The sequence below is a fragment of the Vicinamibacteria bacterium genome (genome assembly GCA_035620555.1).
Taxonomy (GTDB): Bacteria; Acidobacteriota; Vicinamibacteria; order Marinacidobacterales; family SMYC01; genus DASPGQ01.
The window spans coordinates 1-2,090 of the sequence record DASPGQ010000736.1 but is presented as its reverse complement, the minus strand read 5'-3'; the positions used below and the strand labels follow the sequence as shown (position 1 = coordinate 2,090).

The following is a 2,090-nucleotide window of genomic DNA, read 5'->3' as shown; positions in this document are numbered from 1 at the left end:
ACGGGACCGAGGCGGCAGCCCGGAGGCTCGAGCGCGTTTTGACCGCCGACCCGGCGATGGGGATCTTCCGCCATGCCGATGCCGGCTACGAGCGAGCGATCGAGGTGGCGCGTGAGCGCGGCGTGAAGCTCGTCTAGCTAGCTTTCTATGCTCTTCATCCGGAATATCGGAGAGCTCTTTGGCGCCGCGGGGACGGGCCTTGCGATCGAGAATGGTCGCATCGGCGCGATCTCGGCCGAGACCCCCGAAGGGGCGACGGTCCTCGACGCCCGCGGTGGCGCGGTCATTCCGGGACTCATCGACTCCCACACGCACCTCGTATTTGCCGGCGTGCGCGCTCACGAGTTCGCCCTGAGGGCGTCGGGAAGAACGTACCTCGAGATCGCGAGAGCGGGTGGAGGCATTCTCAGCACGGTCGCCGCCGTCCGCCGGGCGAGCCTCGACGAGCTCGTGGAGCTTGCCCTCGAGCGTCTTTCGCGCATGCTGACCTACGGCGTTACGACGATCGAAGTGAAGAGCGGTTACGGCCTCGACGGACCGAACGAGCTCAAGATGCTCGAGGCGGTCCGGAAGCTGTCGGAGATGCAGCCCATCGAGCTCGTCCCTACATTTCTCGGCGCGCATACCCTGCCCGCCGATTATCGCGATCGCCGCGACGACTACATCGATCTCGTTACCAGTGACGAGCTGATGGGTCGCGTCGCCCAGGAGGGCCTGGCGGAGTTCTGCGACGCGTTCTGCGAAGAGTCCGCTTTCACGATCGAGGAATCACGGCGAGTGCTCGAAGCGGGCAAGCGCCACGGTCTTCTTCCCAAGATACACGCCGACCAGCTCTCGCAAATGGGGGCGTCCCGTCTCGCGGCCGAGGTGGGTGCCGTGAGCGCCGAACATCTCGAGCACATCGACGACGGCGGAATCGCCGCGTTGAAGGAAGGGTCGGTGATTGCGGGTCTGTTGCCCGGATGCTCGTTCTATCTGGGGGTGACTCAGGCCCCCGCGCGACGCCTTCTCGACGCCGGCGTGCCCGTCGCGATCGCAACGGATTACAACCCCGGCTCGTCGATGGTGGAGTCGCTTCCCCTCGTACTGTCGATCGCCTGCACCCAAATGAGAATGACACCGGGCGAAGCTCTCGTGGCAGCGACGGAGACCGCGGCGGCTGCGCTCCGGCGCGGAGACCGCATCGGTACCATCCGAGAAGGAATGCAGGCCGATCTGGTGCTGCTCGATGTGCCGAGCGTCGAAGAGTGGCTCTGTCAGGTCGGCCGTAACGCGGTCAGGGCGGTCATCAAGAAGGGTCACATCGTCTACGAGAGATCATGAGCCGAATCGTCGAGCCCGACTTCGTTTGGCTTCCTTCATGCTTCCGCTCCCGCCATCAGATCGAGATCCTGGACGATGGCACTTTCGGACGCATCGGGGAGTCCTTCGCCCAAACGGCCGAGAGACTGCCGGGTGAAGTCCTTCTACCCGGCATGGTGAACGCACACTCCCATGCCTTTCAGCGTGGGCTGAGGGGAAAGACCGAAACGTTTCCGCGCGAGAGCGGCACGTTCTGGTCCTGGCGCGAGCAAATGTATCGTCTCGTCGATCGGATGGATGCCCGCGAGTTTCATCGGCAAAGCCTTCTGGCGTTTCGCGAGATGGTCCGCGCGGGCATCACCAGTGTGGGTGAGTTCCATTATCTCCACCACCCACCTTCGGGCGACGAATACGAGCTCGATCGAGTCGTCCTCGACGCGGCGCGCGAGGCCGGCATCCGGATCGTCCTTCTGGACGTATGCTACTTGACGGGCGACGTGGGCGAACCGCTCCAGGGGGCGCAGGCACGATTCGGCTCGGCTTCGGTCGAGGCGTTCGTCGCAAGCCTGGAACGACTGTTCCCCGGACTCGACTCCAGAAGCCAGTCACTCGGCATCGCGGCCCACAGCATCCGTGCCGTTCCCATCGAAGCGGCCGTGGCCTTACACCGGTGGGCACGCGAGAGGGGGCTCGTCTTCCACATGCACGTCGAGGAGCAGGAGCGCGAGATCGAGGCGTCGGTCGCCCGCTACGGCAAGCGGCCCCTGGCGCTTCTGTTGGATCACCTC

Annotated in this window: 3 protein-coding genes; all 3 read left to right on the top strand. The window is 64.8% G+C overall.

The features are described 5' to 3' along the window. A partial coding sequence (locus tag VEK15_29605) for a hypothetical protein (protein HXV64891.1) occupies positions 1 to 137 on the top strand: 137 nt, incomplete at its 5' end. Between the two features lie 10 nt (positions 138 to 147). Beyond that, the gene (gene hutI / locus VEK15_29600; protein ID HXV64890.1) at positions 148 to 1,323 is read left to right on the top strand and encodes an imidazolonepropionase; all 1,176 of its coding nucleotides are present in this window, start codon (positions 148 to 150) and stop codon (positions 1,321 to 1,323) included. Next, the coding region (locus VEK15_29595; GenBank protein HXV64889.1) for an amidohydrolase family protein at positions 1,320 to 2,090 on the top strand (771 nt) is incomplete at its 3' end. The genes hutI and VEK15_29595, both read left to right, overlap by 4 nt.

Bases quoted from the DNA above. Each gene is read 5' to 3' on its own strand.
- hutI (HXV64890.1), top strand. From the start codon at position 148: ATGCTCTTCATCCGGAATATCGGAGAGCTCTTTGGCGCCGCGGGGACG.